Genomic DNA, 15,964 nt, shown 5'->3' with positions numbered 1-15,964 from the left:
CCCCGTTGCGCCTTATAGCATAGCACTGTTTTACTAAATGATCAGAGGTCGTTAACTGGAGTCATCACGCTTTGGCGCGGGATGGCAAGGGTAAAGGTCGAGCCAATGCCAGGCTCACTCCAAACCCGAATATCGCCGCCAAGTAGCCGCGCCAAGTGGCGACAGAGCGCCAAGCCCATGCCTGTGCCATCGTAGCGGCGAGTGCTTGAGGCATCAAGTTGGCTGAATTCAGCAAATAAGAGCGGCAAATGCTCATGATCAATCCCAATGCCTGTGTCGCAAACCTCGAATGCGAGCATTTCGGGATCAAGGCTATCAGGGGCAATCGTCAGTCGCACTTGACCATGATCGGTAAATTTATTGGCATTATTCAGCAGTTGGAAGATTATCTGGCGCACTTTCGAGCTATCTGAATAGACCCACGAGGCATTGGGATCGATCTTAATTTCAAGTTGATTGCTGCGTTTTTGAAATTGAGTGCGCAAACTCAGCTCTAACGAATTAGTCAGCATTTCGAGATCAACATCGTCGTAATGCACATTTGATGCGCCTGATTCTAAGTTGGATACCTGCAAAATTGTTTCGATCACATGCAGTAAATGGCGACCTGCGCTGCGAATTTGGCGAGCATCATCAGTTGATTGTTGTTGGTTGGTTGCGCTCAAATCATCGATGAGCAGCTCGCTATAGCCAATAATTGCATTCAGCGGGGTGCGTAATTCATGGCTCATCATGCTCATAAAGGTACTTTTGGAGCGACTAAACACCTCAGCAGCCAAAGCGCTACTTTTCAGCGTATGAATTTCTTGGCTATCTTTGAGTAATTGTTGCGCTAGGCGCACCAGCTGCTGCACATGATTGATTGTGGCATTGATTTGTTGTTGGCTGAACGTGCTGATTTGCTCCAATGCCGTATGATAACGCTCCCAATCCAGCCCCAATTCTTGGGCATAACAGCGATGCCATTGCCAATCGATTGGTTCTTGGGCGATAAAATTGCGATTTTCGATTGTGCCTAAAACGTGATCATTGCTAATGACTGGCACGACCAGCCAGACCAAGCCGCCATGATGTTGGGCGATGACTGGTTGTTTGGTTTCATAGGCTTGTTCGCGAGCTTGCTCGATCGTTTGGCCCAGCTTACGCCAACCAGCGTGCTGACCAATTAATTGATACAGCGAATCATCGGCGAAGCATTGACGCTGGCTGTCGTGAAACCGTTGATAATGCTGTGGCTCAAGAAAATGGTCAAGCCCTAGGCCCGCGCTAGTTTGTAGATCAAAGGCAATTTTGGTTAAATCACGCAGACTGGCTAAGGTATCCCACAAGGTATTGGCTGGTAGCAGATCAAAAATAGCGGGTAATGGTTGCTGAATATGGCGCAAGTGGGCGGCGATGCCTTCGCAGGTGCTCCAATCGGCGGCAAGATAGGCCATTGTGGTAATTTGGGGCTTGCCGCTGGGCTGGCCGATCAGCCGAATCGCACTGGTTCGAACTGGATTGAAATGGGCTGCGTAGGCACTAAATGGCTTACGATCGCCGCGTTGCGGGCTAAAATGGTAATTCGGCGTGATCTGTAAATCGTCAACCTTATGCCAAGCGCCTTCAGCATCGCGATATTCGACCTGGAGCGAAGTCCACCAGCCATGATCATCGAACATGGGGCCATGCATCCAATAAACCACATTTAATTTGGTAGGCTTGGGAAAGGTTAGGGCATACCAATCGGGAGCATTATCGGGCTTAATTTCATAGGTATCGAACCAATGGCGATAATTGCCACGCTGGGGGCCAAATAATAAGAAGCGTGGGTCATCGACCCCATCGCCAGCCGGATGGCGCACCGAGCAGCTTGCCCGCACGCCATAGGCATAACTTGCTAAATGTTGGGGCGATGTACGCCGAATACAGGTTGGATGATCGAAGAGATAATGCATAGCTGGCCCTCCCAAATGCCCATGATGCATCTATTGTACTCAGCTACGATGGCTGATAGAATTGATTTTGCTAATACCTTAGTCCCGACTGTAGGGTGGGTTTTTGCCTATACTGATCTCAAGCGTGGGGCATGACTATGGTTTTGCCAATAGCTTGGAGGGTTCGGCAATTCGGAAACCGCGAAGGATGAGAATTGACGAGGTGGTAAAGCCCACTGCGTTTCCCTGCGGCAGAAGGACGGAAGGGTGGTAATTGATCTCAATAATTTCAAATAGACCGAAACTCGATTAATTTGATGTCCTTGGAGTATTTAAATCGGTGGCAGGGGAGCCAAAATTGCTAAATGCTCACTTAGTTCCTGCCATGTTGGCTCAAATTGCTTAGCTTCGATTACAATCCCCGTGCCACCTCGTCGATTCAGAACAGGAATCGCTGTATGAGCCTGAGCGGCATCGACTTGCCAAACGACCTCGGCAAGGCCTTCGTAGCTCAATGGATCAAGCGCTTGTTGCCAATTGCAACGAATCCACCAGCGCGGTGTGACTTGCACCCATGCAGGCTCGGCTTGCCAGCGCCGATAGACCGCAATGCGATCGAGATAGCCAATGGTATGCGGCCAGCGTTGTTGAAGTTGACGTAATGCGTTGGGGGCAAGTGGCTGATCGAGCACAATATCCCAGTGAATGGTGAGGTTGGCTTGGGCGATGGGCCAGCAAAAAGCCTCAATCACCGCTAAATCGCTATGATGAGCTACGATTACCACATGGCTGGCAACCTGATCAGCATACTGTTGGCCTTGCTCCCGCCATTCGTCTAAACTAAATTCAGCCCGACAATCCAAAATGATGCTACGAATTGGCTGATCGATCACGCGAATTGCTTGCTCGCAGGCTTGGAGCCAAACATCGCAAGCTGGTTGCGGCATGCCTTCGATTGCCAAGGGATCAAGCCCTGCTTGTTCACGCAAATCCCAGCGTAGGGCGCGAAGTTGTTGGTAGCTGAGCCAATGATTGGCCAAAATGTAGTAGGGTGGGCGATCTTGAAAGTGCATGCCAAAGCGTTCGGCATCGTTGCGCACGCCTGTGCCGGGCAACACTTGCAAAGTAAAAATATCGTAATCGCCAAGCTGTTGCAGCTGAATCCATTCGATCGTAGCGTGGGTGCTGGCAGCATCATCTTCGGGCAAGCCCAAAATGACATCAAGCAGCACATCAACGTTATGCTGATACAGACGGCGTGTGCCTTCGGCCCATTTTTCGAGGTCGGTACGCCGCCCAACCGCTTGCAAGGCCGTGCGATTGGCGCTTTGCAAGCCAACTTCGGCCACGGTCAAGCCTGCTTGCACCAAGGCCTCAACACTTTCCGGCTTAAGGTGTTCGCCACGTAATTCGGCATAAATTGGGGTTGGCTCAGGCTGATTGATGCTTTGTAGGCCGCGCATCAATTCGCGAAAATTGGGCAGCAAATTGAGATTAGCCTCAACAAAATGAATTGCCCGTGCTCCCTGCTGGCGTGCCCAGGCCACTTCATCCAATACGCGTTGGCTGCCAAACATCCGGCCACCCAATTTTGTGCCCATGTTGCGGCCATACAAACAGAAGGTACAGCCATAAGGACACCAGCGCGAACATTCGATAAAGGCAATTTCGCCAGCCCGCAGCTCCAAAAAGCCGAGCAAATAGGGCGATGGAATTGGATCAAGGCTACCCATGGCGGGGCGTGGCAAGCCAGCATGCAATTGGCCCGCGTGATATTGCAATGTGCCAGCTACCAGCGGGTAGGGCAATTGGGTTTGGTTCTGCATCGGCAAGCTAATTTGCTGGTGCTGGTGTTCGAGGGCTAGCAATAATTCGCTAAAGGTTTGTTCGCCCTCGCCTTCTACCGCAATATCGACCGCTGGATGGTGCAAAACCCAGGTGTTATTGCGCTGCACTTCAGGGCCGCCAACCACTACGATCAAATTTGGTAATGCTTGTTTGAGTTGGCTGGCAAGCTGCAACGAACGTTCGCTATTCCAGGTATACAGCGAAATCCCAAGTACATGCGGTTGTTGAGCGACGATCCAGTTACAAATCAGGCGATCGCCACCACGGTCGGCAATATCGCGTGGCACAATTTCAATTTGCATACGCTCAAGTAAGCCTTGGTTGTAAGCCCATGCTTTGAGGTAGCCCGCTGCCAGCGGCACATTCGCCGCCGGATTGCTAGGCACTGGCAGTTGGAGTAGCATGATTTTTAGCATGAAATACATTTCTGTTTAAACGCAGAGGCGCAGAGTAACCACAATTTCGGCTATGTTCTATGCTTTTTTAATTCACTGCCCAACGTGAGCCGTTGTCGTGTTTGGTAATTTCGATCTGCACCGGAAATTGATCCTTCAATTCTTGGATGTGGGTGATTACCAAGATGCGACTGAAATCTGGTTGAACTTGGGTAATAGCCTCGACCAAGCGTTCGCGCCCGCGACCATCTTGTGAACCAAAGCCTTCGTCGATGATTAATGTTTGCAAGTTGGCTCCAGCACGACGAGCCAGCATTTTGCTCATGGCAATCCGAATTGCAAAGTTGATGCGGAAGGCCTCGCCACCGCTATACAAATCGTAGCGACGTGTGCCTTGTTCATCGGCAATTTGAATATCGAGAGTTTCGCTGGTATCGCCTTTTTTGGTTTCGCGCTGGGTTTCAAAGCGCAGGTGCATTTGGTTGTCGGTCATGCGGCTGAGCAATTCGTTAGCTTCGCGCTCAAGCTCAGGAATCGCTGTTTCGATCAGCATTGCTTGAATGCCTTTTTTGCCAAAGGCCCGCACTAGTTCGTTGTGAACATCGCGTTGATCTTGTACCGAGAGCAATTCTTTTTCGGCTGCGGCCAACTGCTCAGCGACTTGAGCCACATGCTGGACGTTTTGCTGCGCCGCACCCAAATCTTTTTGAGCGACAGCCAAACGCCCACGAAACTCGTTGATTGTGCGTTGAGCGGTTTCGGCAGCTTGAATAGCGGCTGGCAATTGAGCCAATTCTTGATTGAGTTGATTGACCGTTACCTGAATTTGGGCTAAATCTTGGCGTTGGCGCTCGATCAATTCAGCCAAACGCTGGGCTTGGCGTTGGTTGGTTGCCAAGTTGGTTTGCGCCGAACGCAATTGATGATACTCGCCTTCCCAATGACCAAGGCTGGCAACCGCGTCGCGCATTTCTTGATGGCGTTGCGAGGCATAGCCTAATTCAGCCATTTGCTGGTAAATTGCCTCGGCCTGTTGCCGCGCAGTTTGGGCAAATTGCTGACTATCGAGCTGGACTTGCAAGCTTAAAATTGTTTCATGCAAGGTGGCATTATGGGTTTCAGCTGCCTGAATGCGCTCAAGTTGTTCTTGGAGTACGGCAGCTTTGGCCTCGATTGTGCCACGTTGGGCTAACCGTTGCTCAAGCTGGGCGATTAATCGGCCATTGGCTTGGCGCTGAGCATCAAGTGCCGCTTGATCAAAGCATAATTCGGCGATTTCAGTTTGGGCTTGGGCTAAGGCAGCGCGTTCTTCATGAGCAAAATCGCCATGTTCAAGCCGCTGATTCAAATCGCGCAAGGTGCTTTCGGCTTCGCTGCGTTTGGTACGATGTTCTTGGGCCTCGCTGATTTGGCCTTCCAAGCGGCCAACTGCTGCGGCTAGCGTGCTCAGCTGAGCGACTTTACGCTCCAACCCTTGAATTTCGCGTTGGCGAGCATCATATTCGTTGCTTAGTTGTTTGCGAGCTTGGCTGGCCTCACGATATTGATCACGCAGATCGTCGCGTTCAACGATATATTGTTCGATCACTTGGTGAATGCCATGCTGGCCGATATCGCTCTGGCAGAGTGGGCAGTGGGTATCGTGGGTTGCCCGCAGTTGGTCGATTTTATCGTTGATTTGCTTACCAAGTTGCTTTAAATTGCTCTCTTGAGCCGATAGTTCGCCCAGTTGCTTAGCATCTTGTTGGTCGCGGCTGCGCATTTCTTGGAGCTTGCGCTCATCGCGAATCAGGGCTTTTTGTTGGGCAACCGAGGTTTCAAATTCGCTGCGCCAGCGCGATTCGTTGGCCAAAACATTGTCGGCCTCGATAATCCGACGATTTTGCTCCTCGCGTGCGGCAATCAGCGAATCGCCGCGCACATTGATCAAGCCTTGCAAGCGTTGCACCTCAACCTGCAATTGAGTTAAGTTGGTGCTTTGTTGCTCTAGCTCGTTGCGCTGGCTGCGGGCTTGATCTAAATGGCGTTGATCATCGGCAAAACCGGCTAATTGCTCGGCCAAGGCTGCCAAATCTGCTTGCTTACTGGCTTTATTGGCGATCAATTCGGCGTTAGTTTGCTGATCGCGCTGATATTGCTGGAGTTGATGTTGCAACGAAAGTTCTTCGCGCTCGACCAAAGCGCGTTGCTCTTTGTATTGATCGTTGAGCTGGACAATTTGCTCACGCAAGCGATCAAGCACCACTAACTCTTCACGCGCAGCTTGCAAGGCTTGAAAATTGGTTTCAATTTCGCTTTGACGTGCGACCATCGCTTGCGCCACACCAATATCCTGAGCCAGTTGGCGATAATCGCCATCGCTTTCGGCAATTTGGCGTTCGAGGTCACGGCTGCGGCTTAGCTCGCGGTCGCGTTCGGCCTTACGATGTTCGAGTGCGCGGCGTTGTTGGTCGGCTTGCTCAAATATTAATGTTGCTTGCTCGATTTCATGGCTAAGCTGCTGCACCCGCTGTTGCGCTTCGGCCTCTTGGCTCAGATAAAAATCACGTTTATTGACCCATTCGCGGTAGCTGCTGATTGTGCCTTCAAGACCTTGAGCACGGTCGCTGAAGTAGCGAACTTGCTCTTTGGCGCGGGCTTCGAGCTGTTCGTAGGCATCGAGACCTAAAATCTCGGCCAGTACCCGTTTGCGTTCAGCAGGCGCTTTGCGGGTAAATTCATCGGCCTTGCCTTGCACCAAAAAAGCACTATTAATGAAGGTATCGTATTCCATGCGCAGCACAGAATGAATGATCTCTTGGGTTTCGCGGATGCTATTGCCAGAAATTGCCCGCCAATTATCACCATCGTTAACTTGAATTTCGAGGATGGTTTGGCCGCGTTTGGCTGAGGAACGGCGACGCAAGACGCGATAGGAGGTTTTTGCAACACTAAATTGCAAATCAACTTCCATCTCTTGTGCGCCCAAGGCGATCAATTCATCGTCAGAGGAAACGCGGGCCTTGCCCCAAAGCGCCCAGGTGATTGCATCGAGCAAGGCTGATTTGCCAGCGCCATTTTCGCCCGACAAACAAGCAACCCGAATTCCTTCGAAATCGAGGGTCGGCACATCATCGCGATAACACATAAAATTACGAACACGCAGCTTCTCTGGCAACATCCGGCGCACTCCTACCCAAGCGTACAAATTTGCTAGTTTCTATTATAGCCTGAATTGCGATTTTTCCTATGTTCCTTGATAATTGGCCCAATCAATCTCAGAGGAGGCTCTTTCGATGCAAACAACTCCATCGGGCTTGCGCTACGAAGAACAGGTTGTCGGAACAGGGGCGCAACCTAAAGCTGGCCAAACGGTGATTGTTCACTATACAGGCACACTTACCAACGGAACCAAATTCGATAGCTCGGTTGATCGAGGCGAGCCATTTGAATTTATTTTAGGCGTTGGCCAAGTGATCAAAGGCTGGGATGAAGGCTTATCGACGATGAATGTTGGTGGTAAGCGGCGCTTGTATATTCCAGGCAATTTGGCCTATGGCGAACGCGGTTACCCTGGTGTGATTCCACCGAATGCTGAATTGATTTTCGATGTGGAGTTGATCGGGGTTCGTTAATTTTGTTTGATAAAACCAACAGCCCTCGACAAATAGAGGGCTGTTGGTTTTTTATTTAATCTTTGAGGGCGGTAATTGCGCCTAATGCCGCTTCATGGACATATTGGTCGCTATCTAAAACCGCAGTCCGCAAGGCTGCTAACACATCGGCAGTGGCCGCTGCCTGACCCATGGCGGCAAAGGCGTTGGCGGCAGCTTCGCGGGCGTAAGGGTCGGCATCCTGCAACACACTGATCAGGCTATCCAAAATGCTGGGGGTGACCATGGCACTGCCCAGTTGCCCAAGCACCAAACAAGCCGCCGAACGCACAAAACTATCATCATGAAACAAGGCTGTGGTGAGTAGTTCACGGCTCATGCTATCGATTAATTGATTGCGCAACGTGCCAATCGAACGAGCTGCTGCATACCGCGCCCCCAAATCACGATCATATAAGGCCACATGAAACAGCCGCTCACGTAGATGGGCCGCCAAATTGTTTTGGGCACGACCAAGTTGGCGTGCTCCTGCCGCGCGAACCATGGCGACTCGATCACTCAAGGCTTGCTCGATTAATTGCCAATCGCTGCCAGTGTAGTGGCCGCGACGGGTTTGGAGCGAACGCACCGTGCTATAGCGGGTTTGCCATGGAATTTCATTCAGGGCATGGCGCAATTCAGTTAATTCGCCGTTGCGCCGATATGGCTCAATCTCATCGCTCAGGCTTTGGCGCAACCAATGGGCTTCGGCATCATCAAGCGTGTGGAGTAGATGCTCGATCACATCAAGCTTGAGCAAAATTTGCTCGATCACCAAGCGCAAGGCTGGCGAATGTTCAAATTCACTCCACAGCAATTGTTGGCTATAGCGCAGCGTATTGGCGTTATGAATCAGAAAGCTGGTGCCAGCGGTTTGGGTAACATTGGCCAAGGTGACAACCGCTCGCAATGGCTGGTTGGTAAAGGCCTGAAAAAACGGCTCAAGCACCAAGCTGCTCAGATAGTAGGTTAGACGTTCAGTGCCATAAATACCCATTTCGGTTTGGGGGGCACGGACAAAACGGCGCAAGCGTTGCAAAATCTCGGCTCGCCAGACTTCTAGATCAAACATGAATTGCTCCTTCACTCGACTCAATTCTCTCGTGAATCCAGATTGTGACTGCGGTTAGCGGAAACGTCTCCATCGGCAACGTCAGATGACTGTGTTCAGGCATTAGTTGCAAGGTTACGTCGGGAATGGTCGCCAAGTTGCTCAAAACTGCCTGATACGGTGCAATCCGGTCGCGTTGGCCATAGACCAACAAGATTGGGGCACGAATGCGGCTGAGCGAATCGGCCAAATTAAGCGTTGGAAACAGTTGGTTAAAGCCTATGGCAATGCGCATTGGCGGCGCTTGCCATTGCTGCCACAGTTGATACAAGGTCATGCGGTCGGGGTATTGCCAAAATTGCGGGCGGAGCAAAGCCCGTAGTTCGCTGCGAATATAATGATTGCTCTTGAGATCAAGCGCAACCGGCGAACCGATAATGACTAAACCATCAACTGCGACACCATCGGCAATTGCTCGTGCCCCGATACAGCCCCCCAAACTAACTGCCACCACGACCACATATTCAGCATGTTGGCGCAACCACGCGACCGCCGCTGCCACATCAGTGTTGCTATCAGGCACATCCAAGGTGCGCGGATTTTCGCCTTGGCCCGCTAGATCGATTGCCAACACACTAAAACCCGCTTGTTGTAATTGCGCGATGGCTCGTGTTGCATAGCGGGTTTTGTCGTTGCCAGCGCCGTGCAAATAGAGAATTGCCGTGTTAGTGTGCGATTTGGCATACCACAAGCCTGGTACATGCTCACCAGAATCAAGCATAATTTGAATTGGCTCACAACTTGTTGAGCCAGCCATAAATTGACGCAGCGGGTTATGCCACAAGCTGCGCAACGAGGCTAGCGCTAGTTGAATTGGCACGGCCAGCCAAACACTGAGCCAGCGCCAACGCCCACCGCGCCAGCCCCAAACTGCCAGCACTGCTCCAAGTAGGCCATCACGCCGACGTTGCGCTAGCCAGCCAAGGTTGGGCAGGTTGGCGAGCGCACTCAGCAGATTGAGTAGCCCCAGCCAACCAACCAAGCCCCGCCCAAATTCAATTAATGCTCGACCAAATCGCAACACTGAAACCACGCTCCTATATCCTGCTGAACTGGTCGGCGATGCCGCCATTCATTAGTTTTATTCGAATATTGATAGTCGTTAGACCACGCTGAGCCATTGCGCACCACTTGATTCAGCGCATCGATCAGATATTCGGCCTCTTGGTCGGTCGTCGTTGGGTGGATTGAAAGCCGTACCCAGCCTGGTTTATCCGATAAATCGCCTTGATCGATTAAATCGGTGATGCGTTTGGAGCGCTGCGGATCGACGTGCAATAGATAATGGCCATAAGTTCCAGCGCAGGAACATCCGCCACGCACCTGCACCCCAAAGCGATCATTCAGCAATTGTACAATCAAGTTGTAGTGCAAATTCTCAATGTAGAACGAAAAGATCCCTTGTCTTTGTTCCAAGTGATCGGCTAGAAGATGAATGCCATCGATTGAGCGCAGGCCTTGGAATAAACGTTTGGTCAATTGCGCTTCGCGGGCTTCGATCTGCTCAACGCCCATCGTTTGCTTGAGTTGGAAGGCCAGCGCCGCTTTGATCGTTTGTAAAAAGGCGGGAGTACCACCATCTTCACGGGCTTCGATATCGGCGACAAAACTATGACCCATCCATGGGTTCGTCCAGTTGACCGTGCCACCACCAGGCTGATCGGGAACTCGATTGTGGTAGAGTTTGCTGCTAAAAATCAATACGCCAGGCGTGGCAGGGCCGCCCAAACATTTATGCGGCGAGAAATAAATCGCATCAAGGGCAGCAGCTGGGTCAGCTGGGTGCATATCAATTTCAACGTAAGGCGCTGAAGCCGCAAAATCAATAAAACAAACCCCGCCGTGAGCGTGCATCACCCGCGCCAGTTCATGGTAGGGTGTGCGCACACCAGTCACATTAGAGCAAGCAGTGAAGGCTCCGATTTTAACGCTGCGTTCAGCATAGGCAGGCAGCAAAGCATCCAAATTGGCTGGATCGATCAGCCCTTGATCATCGGGCGGCACAACCACGACCTCGGCGATGGTTTCGAGCCATGAGGTATGGTTGGAGTGATGCTCCATATGCGAGATGAACACCACAGGTCGCTCGTGTTTTGAGAACTTAATCTGCTCGGCCCATTGTTCGGGCATGCGCAAACCCAAAATGCGCTGAAACTTATTGACTACAGCGGTCATGCCAGAGCCAGCTAAAATTAATACATCATCGCTGGCGGCGTTGACATGCTGCTTGATCAAACGTTGGGCAAAATGATAGGCTTCGGTCATCGAGGTTCCAGTGATATTCGATTCGGAGTGGGTATTGCCGACAAACGGCCCAAACACATTCAGCATTTGCAACTCGATTGGCGCATACAAACGCCCACTTGCTGTCCAATCGGCATAAACTATTGGCAGCGAGCCATAAGGTGTCATAAAATGCTGATCAATACCAACAATCTGACGGCGAAAAGCTGCGAAGTGGCTAGCAAGTTCGTGCATACATGCTCCTTAGTCGCCTCGTTGCGACCATCGCTGATTGTTTGCCCAATGCCTGAATTATAGACGGCGAACCCTGCTAGCGACAAGAGGGCTATGCTATAATCGGCCTATGATCTGGATTTGGCTTTTTAGTAGTATGGTAGTGGGCCTTGGGCTGCTGTATTGGCTGATTATTATTGGCGAAGGCAGCTATTTTGGCCGAGGTGTGGTGCGCTGGATTTACAGTCGTGGTGCATCGATTTATGATCGTGTGCGTAGCAATGTTACAATCCACGACGAGATTCACCTTGGTGGACCGTTGCGGGTTGCCTTGATGGCCATGCCGGATGCGGCGACCCTTGATGTTGGTACTGGCACAGGCCGTGTTCCACTGTTGCTGGCCCAAGAAACCTGGTTTCATGGAGCGATTCATGGGCTTGATCTAACGGCGGCGATGTTGGCACAGGCCCAAATCAAAGCCCAACAAGCCAAAGTTACCGAACGAATTCAATGGCACGAAGGCAGCGGCGATAATTTGCAACGCTGGCCTGACCAAAGCTTTGGCGTGGTAACATGTTTAGAAGCGTTGGAATATTTTCCCCGTCCACGGCGGGCCATTGCTGAGATGTGGCGGGTTTTACAACCAGAAGGCACATTAATCATCAGCACTTGGACACCACGGCATGCCCGTTGGTTGCCAGGCAAGGCTTGGACAGCCCAGCAATTGCAGCAATTATTCTTCGATTTTGGCTGCTGCGATTGTGAAATTCGGCCTTGGCAAGCTGATGCTTATGAGTTAGTTATTGCGGTCAAACCGTAGCCCTTGGCGTAGTGTCGAGATTTGCTCGGCGTTGCAAGGTGAATGTAATTTATGACGCAACCTTCTGCTCCTTCAACACCATTACTGCATAACCGTTATCGGGTGAAAGCCCGTTTGGGCGAGAATCGCTTAGCATTGGTGTTTCGGGCAACCGACGAACGGCTGAATCGTTCAGTTTTAGTCCATCTGCTACGCCCCGACTTGTTAGAGAATGCCCAATTACGCAAGCGTTTTAATGATGAGGCTCAAGGCCTAGCCAAACGTACTCATCCAGGCTTGCTCGATGTCTATGATAATGGCGAGGTCGGCAATCGCCCGTATATGATCACCGAAGATGTCGATGGCGATTTATTGCGCGATCGGCTGCCATTATCGGCAGAACGAGCCTTGGAAGTGTTACGCCAAGTGGTTGGGGCGGTGGCGATTACGATTAACACCCAAACTCCCACCCCGCCAATTGGCTCGCGCTCGATTTTGCTCACGAGCAGCGATCGGGCGGTGCTAATCGAGCCGTGGTGGCTAAATAACGAAGAATTACGCGGCGATATGCAACTGTATCGTGCGCCAGAACGGCTCAAAGGTGCTGCACCCGATGAGCGTTCGATCGTGTATAGCCTTGGCTTATTGGGCTACGAATTGCTAACAGGTATCACGCCCGACCCCAATGCCAAAGACATGCCCTCGATCTATCAACAAGTTAATGGCTTTGTGCCCTCGTTGGTGGCAGCGCTCCAAGTCGCAACAGCGGCTGACCCCGATCAACGCACGGCCACGGTTGCGGCATTGGCCCGCGATTTGGCGGCGGTTGATTCGGCAGCTGATGCTCCGACCAAACAATTGGTGCGGCCATTGCCAGCTTTGCGCGACACCATGCGCGATATGCGCCAAAATTTGGCTCAACGTCGAACCCAACCAACACCCACGCCGCCACCACAGCAATCGCCTTCGGCTAGTGCAGCCCCCAATTGGAATGTTGCGCCGCCTAAGCCGATGATGCCACCGCGCCAAGCACCGCCGCCGATCCAGCAACAAGCAGTGCAACAACCACCGCCGCAATATTATGCGCCTCAGCCTGCGCCGCCAGTGCAACAAGGCATTAGCCGCGAAGAATTACGTAGCGAGTTGCGCAGCGAAATTCGGCGTGAAACCTATCGCCGTGGTTGCTTGAATTTTATCTGGCGACGGGCATTTGGCCTCACATTAATTACCTTGTTGGTGATTGGCTGTGTTTGGGGCTTTACCTTTGGGCGCAATTGGCTAGTTGGCGGAGCGGCCAAAACCTGGGCTTGTGAGCGGATTCCAGCCTGGGCCTGCAATTTGCTACCTGGCCAACAAAGCGAAACCTATATCATCGTGCAAGATAATACGCCAGTGTATACCAACCAAGATCGCAATAGCGCCTTGGTAGTGAGCTTGCCGCGTAACACCGAAGTGGTGATTCGTGATCCTGCAACCAACTTAACCAGTAATGGTTGGGCCAAAATTGAAATCGACGATTACCAAGGTCGGCGGATTACGGGCTGGATTGATAGTTTGAATATTGCCAAGCCCCAGCCAACCGTTCAGCCAGATGAGCCAGATCTCCCGACAACCACTGGCGAATTGGTGTTCAAAACCTTGCAAGAAAGCAATGTTCGCACAACTGCCGAATACAAGAGCGATGGCAGCAACATCATTATGGCAATTCCGGCCAACACCCGCGTGGTTGCGCCCGACCCCGATGCGATTGTGACCCAAGGCGGAATTGTTTGGATCAATATTGTCTTTGAAAAAGATGGTCAAGCGATGACCGGCTGGATTTCGCGTGATCTTTTGCAGCAGGAGGAAACCCCTTGAGCGTGTTCGATTTGCCAGACGTTTTGTTGCAACGCTTACGCAATGCCCAATCAATTACGGTGCTGACAGGTGGGGGTTTGGCTCAAGAATGTGGGATTCCAAGTTTTCGCGAGGCCCAGCAACTCGATTCACGTTGGGCGGGCTACGAGCCGCAAGAACTGGCGACGGTTGAGGCATTTTTGCGCAATCCACGCCTGGTTTGGGAATGGTTTGCCTATCGGCGTGGTTTGGCCGAGGCGGCTCAGCCGAGTGCAGCGCATTATGCATTGGTTGATTTAGAGCAACTTATGCCAAAGTTCAAGCTGATTACCCAAGCCACCGATGGATTGCATTGGCGAGCAGGCAGCCGTGAACTGATCGAACTGCATGGCAATTTAGCTCGAATGCGCTCCTATGAAGATGGCGGCATGGTCGATTCGTGGGATGAAACCGAAATTCCGCCGCGCTGCCCGCGAACTGGCGGCTATCTGCGCCCCGATGTAGTGTTGTATGGCGAGGGTGTGCCGCGCGAACGCTTGCGCGAAGCTGATCAAGCGACTATGTGTGATGTTTTTCTGTGTATTGGCACCGATTCAGTTGTGCAGCCCGCCGCCTCGTTGCCATTGCATGCCAAACGTCATGGTGCAATCGTGATTGAAATTAACCGCCAGCCCTCGACCTTTGGCTTTTTTACCGATCATGCCTTCCATGGCAAATTGGCTGAACTATTACCACAATTGGTTGCTGCGCTTGAGTAATTGACTTGATTAGAGAGGAGTTGGTTATGGCCAAGTTTCCCGAAGAGCTTCTACAACACTTACGCCAAGCCGAGCGAATTGTAATTTTGACTGGGGCTGGAATCTCGGCAGAAAGCGGGATTCCAACTTTTCGCGATGCCCAAACTGGCTTTTGGTCGCGCATGAAACCCGAAGATCTGGCAACGCCCGAAGCATTTGAGCGCAATCCTAAGCTGGTTTGGGATTGGTATGCCTATCGGCGTGAAATGGTTGATCAAGCTAGCCCGAATGCAGGCCATTATGCCTTGGCCAAGATGGCTGAGCATGTGCCAAATTTGACCCTAATTACCCAAAATGTTGATAGCCTGCATCAACGGGCTGGCTCACCGAATGTTTTGGAGTTGCATGGCAACATTGGGCGGGTCAAATGCTCGAAAGAACATGTCGTGATTGAACCATCGGCATGGGTGGCTGATGATGAGATTGGTGTGCCGCGCTGTCCGCGTTGTCAAGCCTTGCTGCGGCCTGATATTGTTTGGTTTGGCGAAGTGTTACCAACCAAAACCTTTAATCATGCCAAAGCTGCTTGTATTCAAGCCGATGTCGTGTTTTCGATTGGCACATCGGGTTTAGTGCCACCAGCCGCCACCTTGCCCGTCACAGCAATTGAACATGGTGCCTATGGCATCGAAGTTAATACTGACCAAACGTACCTCTCTGATACCTTTGAGTGCTGTTTACGTGGCGCGAGTGGCATTATTTTGCCTGCCTTGGTCAAAGCAGTATGGCCGTTGTAGTAAGGATGAAGGATGAGGGATGAAGGATGAGGGATGAAGGATGAGGGATGAACAACGTCTCTTCGTGGCCTTCGCGTGCTTTGCGGTTGCCGTCCTCTTTGTGGTGCTTTGTGGCTCAGGATTGTAGGATTTGACAAGGGCGGCAATCTGCGGTAGAATCCCCGGGCTGTCAACGAATGACTTGTAACGAGTCACGACACACACAACTGATGCACTCGCCCACATCGGCTCATTTGACACGAACGAGCAGCGGTGGTAGAATCCTCAGGCTGTTGACCGACAGCATCGATGTTTGCTCAACATCACACAATTTGACGAATTGCTCCGCTCCGATGCTCTTCTGACATCAGCGGATTTTTTATCGCCAAAATCGCACCTTTCCAACTGATGGGTGCTGCGTCCGCAGCACATTCCATGCATCATAGTTTTTGTTTTT

Annotated in this window: 11 protein-coding genes; 5 read left to right on the top strand and 6 right to left on the bottom strand. The window is 51.6% G+C overall.

Annotated elements, in window-relative coordinates; genetic code table 11:
* Positions 1–41: 41 nt before the first annotated feature.
* The 3 genes from LCH85_21135 to LCH85_21125 all read right to left on the bottom strand — a co-directional run bounded on the left by LCH85_21135 (position 42) and on the right by LCH85_21125 (position 7,319).
* A complete protein-coding gene (locus tag LCH85_21135; protein MCA0354505.1) occupies positions 42–1,937 on the bottom strand; it encodes a HAMP domain-containing histidine kinase in 1,896 nt (631 codons plus the stop codon).
* 311 nt (positions 1,938–2,248) lie between these two features.
* On the bottom strand, positions 2,249–4,180 hold the full coding sequence (locus LCH85_21130) for a DUF4080 domain-containing protein (protein MCA0354504.1): 1,932 nt from the start codon (positions 4,178–4,180) through the stop codon (positions 2,249–2,251).
* A gap of 67 nt (positions 4,181–4,247) precedes the next feature.
* Positions 4,248–7,319, bottom strand: a complete 3,072-nt coding sequence (locus LCH85_21125; GenBank protein ID MCA0354503.1) for an SMC family ATPase — start codon at positions 7,317–7,319, stop codon at positions 4,248–4,250.
* A gap of 115 nt (positions 7,320–7,434) precedes the next feature.
* Here LCH85_21125 and LCH85_21120 point away from each other — a divergent pair, with 115 nt between their 5' ends.
* Positions 7,435–7,773: an FKBP-type peptidyl-prolyl cis-trans isomerase gene (locus tag LCH85_21120; protein MCA0354502.1), complete on the top strand. Its 339-nt coding sequence runs from the start codon at positions 7,435–7,437 to the stop codon at positions 7,771–7,773.
* A 55-nt stretch (positions 7,774–7,828) separates the two neighbouring features.
* On the opposite strand, the gene LCH85_21115 is transcribed toward LCH85_21120, so the two are convergent.
* The 3 genes from LCH85_21115 to LCH85_21105 are packed head-to-tail and all read right to left on the bottom strand — an operon-like array spanning position 7,829 to position 11,380.
* A complete protein-coding gene (locus LCH85_21115) occupies positions 7,829–8,863 on the bottom strand; it encodes a HEAT repeat domain-containing protein (protein MCA0354501.1) in 1,035 nt (344 codons plus the stop codon).
* The gene (locus LCH85_21110) at positions 8,856–9,926 is read right to left on the bottom strand and encodes an alpha/beta fold hydrolase (GenBank protein MCA0354500.1); all 1,071 of its coding nucleotides are present in this window, start codon (positions 9,924–9,926) and stop codon (positions 8,856–8,858) included. The genes LCH85_21115 and LCH85_21110 overlap by 8 nt, the downstream gene beginning before the upstream one ends.
* Complete coding sequence (locus tag LCH85_21105; GenBank protein ID MCA0354499.1) at positions 9,902–11,380, bottom strand: aminotransferase class V-fold PLP-dependent enzyme; 1,479 nt, start codon at positions 11,378–11,380, stop codon at positions 9,902–9,904. The genes LCH85_21110 and LCH85_21105 overlap by 25 nt, the downstream gene beginning before the upstream one ends.
* Positions 11,381–11,522: 142 nt before the next feature.
* Here LCH85_21105 and LCH85_21100 point away from each other — a divergent pair, with 142 nt between their 5' ends.
* From LCH85_21100 to LCH85_21085, 4 genes are read left to right on the top strand one after another with little or no spacing between them, the layout of a single operon-like run.
* Positions 11,523–12,179, top strand: a complete 657-nt coding sequence (locus tag LCH85_21100; protein MCA0354498.1) for a class I SAM-dependent methyltransferase — start codon at positions 11,523–11,525, stop codon at positions 12,177–12,179.
* Positions 12,180–12,230: 51 nt separating this feature from the next.
* Positions 12,231–14,015 carry a serine/threonine protein kinase gene (locus LCH85_21095; GenBank protein ID MCA0354497.1) on the top strand — a complete coding sequence of 595 codons (1,785 nt, stop codon included), beginning with the start codon at positions 12,231–12,233 and terminating at the stop codon, positions 14,013–14,015.
* A gap of 2 nt (positions 14,016–14,017) precedes the next feature.
* The gene (locus LCH85_21090) at positions 14,018–14,752 is read left to right on the top strand and encodes an NAD-dependent protein deacylase (GenBank protein MCA0354496.1); all 735 of its coding nucleotides are present in this window, start codon (positions 14,018–14,020) and stop codon (positions 14,750–14,752) included.
* Positions 14,753–14,778: 26 nt separating this feature from the next.
* On the top strand, positions 14,779–15,528 hold the full coding sequence (locus LCH85_21085; protein ID MCA0354495.1) for an NAD-dependent deacylase: 750 nt from the start codon (positions 14,779–14,781) through the stop codon (positions 15,526–15,528).
* Positions 15,529–15,964 lie beyond the last annotated feature (436 nt).

The sequence above is a fragment of the Chloroflexota bacterium genome (assembly GCA_020161265.1).
Taxonomy (GTDB): Bacteria; Chloroflexota; Chloroflexia; order Chloroflexales; family Herpetosiphonaceae; genus Herpetosiphon.
The sequence above is the reverse complement of the archived record's forward strand: the minus strand, read 5'-3'. Positions and strand labels throughout refer to the sequence as shown.

Bases quoted from the DNA above. Each gene is read 5' to 3' on its own strand.
- LCH85_21120 (MCA0354502.1), top strand. From the start codon at position 7,435: ATGCAAACAACTCCATCGGGCTTGCGCTACGAAGAACAGGTTGTCGGA.
- LCH85_21085 (MCA0354495.1), top strand. From the start codon at position 14,779: ATGGCCAAGTTTCCCGAAGAGCTTCTACAACACTTACGCCAAGCCGAG.
- LCH85_21115 (MCA0354501.1), bottom strand. From the start codon at position 8,863: ATGTTTGATCTAGAAGTCTGGCGAGCCGAGATTTTGCAACGCTTGCGC.
- LCH85_21125 (MCA0354503.1), bottom strand. From the start codon at position 7,319: ATGTTGCCAGAGAAGCTGCGTGTTCGTAATTTTATGTGTTATCGCGAT.
- LCH85_21130 (MCA0354504.1), bottom strand. From the start codon at position 4,180: ATGCTAAAAATCATGCTACTCCAACTGCCAGTGCCTAGCAATCCGGCG.
- LCH85_21105 (MCA0354499.1), bottom strand. From the start codon at position 11,380: ATGCACGAACTTGCTAGCCACTTCGCAGCTTTTCGCCGTCAGATTGTT.
- LCH85_21095 (MCA0354497.1), top strand. From the start codon at position 12,231: ATGACGCAACCTTCTGCTCCTTCAACACCATTACTGCATAACCGTTAT.
- LCH85_21135 (MCA0354505.1), bottom strand. From the start codon at position 1,937: ATGCATTATCTCTTCGATCATCCAACCTGTATTCGGCGTACATCGCCC.